The 3,775-nt window shown below is 40.5% G+C and carries 3 protein-coding genes and 2 tRNA genes; 4 read left to right on the top strand and 1 reads right to left on the bottom strand.

Annotated features, from left to right (window positions below):
- On the bottom strand, positions 1-2,123 hold a 2,123-nt coding region (locus tag JWP71_RS13400; protein ID WP_299500856.1), incomplete at its 3' end, for a bifunctional UDP-N-acetylmuramoyl-tripeptide:D-alanyl-D-alanine ligase/alanine racemase.
- A 62-nt stretch (positions 2,124-2,185) separates the two neighbouring features.
- On the opposite strand from JWP71_RS13400, the gene JWP71_RS13395 reads away from it, so the two are divergent.
- The 4 genes from JWP71_RS13395 to JWP71_RS13380 form a co-directional block, all read left to right on the top strand.
- Entirely contained in the window at positions 2,186-2,668 is a 483-nt protein-coding gene (locus JWP71_RS13395; RefSeq protein WP_299500854.1) for a regulatory protein RecX, read from the top strand.
- A gap of 68 nt (positions 2,669-2,736) precedes the next feature.
- Positions 2,737-2,809, top strand: a tRNA-Gly gene (locus JWP71_RS13390).
- A gap of 48 nt (positions 2,810-2,857) precedes the next feature.
- Positions 2,858-2,942 (top strand) — tRNA-Leu (locus JWP71_RS13385).
- A 181-nt stretch (positions 2,943-3,123) separates the two neighbouring features.
- Positions 3,124-3,775: VOC family protein (locus JWP71_RS13380; RefSeq protein ID WP_299500851.1), on the top strand; the 652-nt coding region annotated here is incomplete at its 3' end.

Raw genomic sequence — 3,775 nt, 5'->3', positions numbered from 1 at the left:
GCTATTTTTTTTACCTGGGATATGCTTGTTTTTAAACTGGTAATGGGCTGTAATGCGCTATCAGTTGCCGGCACGGCTGAATCAATGCCATATAAGCCAATGCCTAACCGCACCATATCAAACTGTGCCGACGGCCAACGGGTAATGCCCGATGTATTGGATAGATGTTTGATAATTTTATAACCCAGGCATTTCTCAATTTTTTTAGCCGCTTTTTCAAACCTGCTTATCTGTTTACCGGTAAAGTCATCATGTTCTGCGGCTTCGCTTGCTGCCAGGTGTGAAAATATAGATTGTATACGTACATATTTATTCTCTTCCAGCAAATCACATAATACTTCAACATCAAAAGGTTCAAAACCCAGGCGGTGCATCCCTGTATCAATTTTTAGGTGTACCGGATAATTTGCAACATCAGTTTGCTGCACATATTTTATAAAATCATCAAACAAACCGAAACTATAAATTACGGGCTCCAGTTTGTATTCGGTCAGCTTATCAAATGCAGATTGTTCTGCATTTAAAACCATAATAGGCAAATTAATACCTGCCTGCCGTAAGGACACCCCTTCGTCTGTATACGCAACTGCCAGATAATCAACCTTGTTATATTGCAGCATATTAGCTAATTCAAAGGTCCCGCTGCCGTAACTAAATGCTTTAACCATAGCCATTACCTTCACGCCAGGTTTTAATTTTGATTTATAATAATTCAGGTTATTAAGTAAAGCGTTCAGGTTTATTTCCATCACTGTTTCGTGCGTTTTTTGAACTAACGCACGGCTTACCTTCTCAAACTCAAAGCTCCTCGACCCTTTTATCAGTATGGTTTCTCCCTTAAAATTAAGATTTAGTAAATGGTTCAGCAACTCGGTTGTATCCGTATAATAAAACTTTTCGGATACATCAAAATATTCCCGGTGTTTCACCAATGCCTCGCCTACTCCAATAAATTTGTCAATTTTTTTTGATTTTATAAGTTCTGCAACCTGTTTATATAAAATATCCTCCTGTAAACCTGATTGAAAAATATCCGACAATACCAATGTCTTTTTTTGATGCTGATTTTGTTGATTCAAAAAATTCAAAGCGATCTCTAACGACTGGATATCCGAATTATAAGAATCATCAATAATAGAGCAATCATTTATTCCCGTTTTAAGCTCCAGGCGCATGCTTACCGCATTAAGGCGCTCTAAACGCTTATCAGCCTCAACAGCCGTGTAATCTAACGCCAGCAGTGTTGCCCAGCAGGCTATGGCGTTTTCTATAGATGCCTGATCAAGAAAGGGTATTAAGCATTCAATCTCTTTTTCTTTAAACTTGGCACGCAGGTAGTAATTTTTTTTAATAACTGTTTCGCTAAAAACATACAGATCAGCCTGCTTGAAATTTTTACTCCAGGTAAAGCAATTTAGTGCTGCAATGTCTTTTTTATAATCAACCAGCTGGTCATAGTTATGAATAAGCAGCTTACAGTTTTTAAAGAACTTTAGTTTTTCTAATACTTTTTCGCGGGTATTTACAAAGCCTTCGTCATGAGCCGGGCCCAAATGTGTTAACACACCAATAGATGGCTTTATAATAGCTTCAAGCTTATCCATTTCGCCGGGTAACGAAATACCTGCTTCAAATATGCCCAGATTATTTCTATCATTTATTTGCCATACAGAAAGTGGTACACCTATTTGCGAATTATAACTTTTGGGGTTACGTACAATGTTTTTGTCGGCTACCAGTAACTGGTATAGCCATTCTTTAACAATAGTTTTACCGTTACTGCCGGTAATACCTATCACTTCCAGATTAAAACGGTTGCGGTGATGCTGTGCCAGTGCTTGCAGGGCCGCCAGTACATCCACTACAATTAAACAATTAGCATCAGGCAATTTTATTTCGGGGCCTTGTTTTACCACAAAATTGCGTACACCAGCTGCATATGCCTCGGCAATAAACTCATGGCCATTGCGCCTGCCGCTCAATGCAAAAAACAACCCTTCGGATGCAATGCTAATTCGACGGCTATCGGTAAGCAATACGCTAATGATGTCGTCGTTTATTAAATCACATTCGGCATTAATAATTTGTTTAACTTCTTGTATGGTATACTGGTTACTTAGCATAGGGCACTAATTTGATTATTATTTCTGTCAATAAAAGAATTTTTTAACAACTTTGGTTTTAAATGGATACCCCTAAAAAACAAAAAATAACTGATGAGAAGATTGCCTTAGCCAAAGCCGAGCATTATTGCGCATACCAGGAACGATCGCAACAGGAAGTTAGGGATAAATTATATGAGTGGGGATTATGGCCGGCAGCTGTAGAAAATATTATTTCACAATTGATAATTGCGGGTTTTTTGAATGAGGAACGCTTTGCAAAAGCTTATGTTACCGGAAAATTCAGGCAAAAAGCATGGGGTAAGAACAAAATAAAACAGGGCCTCAAGTTTAAAAAAGTACCCGATGTACTGATAAAAAAAGCACTATTAATTATTGACGGCGATGCTTATTTAAACACATTACAGCATATTTTAGAGAAAAAAGCAGATTTACTTAGTGAAAAAGACGCTTACAAACGCCGATACAAGCTACAGCAATATGCAATGGGCCGCGGATATGAAAGCGATATGATCTCGGATGTTTTGAAAAACAGCGACTTATAAAAACCTTTAAAAAAAATGCACTATTTTCTTGCAAAATGTGCATTTCTCTCTATATTTGCACTCCCAACGCGAAAGTAGATCAGTTGGTAGAGCACGACCTTGCCAAGGTCGGGGTCGCGAGTTCGAATCTCGTCTTTCGCTCAAATCCCTTTCTCAAGAAGGGATTTATTGTTAAAGGTTTATACACCTGCTCAGATGGTGGAACTGGTAGACACGCAGGACTTAAAATCCTGTTCCCGTTAAAGGAGTGCGGGTTCGATTCCCGCTCTGAGTACAAACAAATGAATCGACATGAAGCCTGATATGAAAGTATCGGGCTTTTTTGTTTTTGGGTTCGAACCCCATCATTTACCCTAAACCGTTTCAGATCCGAAAATTTGAGGAGGGAAATATTTGATCAAAACAATTAACGCTTACCGATCTTTAACTGTATATACCATCAAAATCATTTAACTATGTTACCCATCAAACCACACCTCTGGTTCGACCAGGAAGCAAAACAAGCAGCTGAATTCTACGCAACCTTAATGCCCAACTCGGCTATCAATTATGTCAATCATTTTCCAATGCCAGGCGGCGAATGCGAAATAGTCGAATTTACTGTTGCCGGCCAGCCATTCCTGGGTATCAGCGCCGGGCACAAGCTTGGGATCAATCCATCCATTTCCTTCATGATTAATTTCGACCCCTCGCGTAACCCTGATGCCACGAAGCACATGAACGAGGTTTGGAGCAAGTTGATCGGGAACGGAAAAGTACTGATGCCGTTGAATAGCTATCCTTTTAGTGAACGCTATGGCTGGGTAGCCGATAAATACGGCGTATCCTGGCAACTCATCCTAACTAACCCGTCCGGTGAGGAAAGGCCCGTGATCGTTCCGTCTCTGCTGTTCACCGAACCGGTGGCCGGTAAAGCCGATGAAGCCATCGACTTTTACTGCTCGGTATTTAAAGAGAGCAAACGCGGTAACACCGCCCCGCGCCCGGAGGATATGGGGCCGGATAAAGCGGGCACACTTATGTTCGCTGATTTTTACATCGATAAAACCTGGCTGGCCGCTATGGATAGCGCACATCCGCATGGGTTCGGTTTTAACGACGCGGTGT

The sequence above is a fragment of the Mucilaginibacter sp. genome, assembly GCF_028287845.1.
Lineage (GTDB): Bacteria > Bacteroidota > Bacteroidia > Sphingobacteriales > Sphingobacteriaceae > Mucilaginibacter.
The sequence above is the reverse complement of the archived record's forward strand: the minus strand, read 5'-3'. Positions and strand labels throughout refer to the sequence as shown.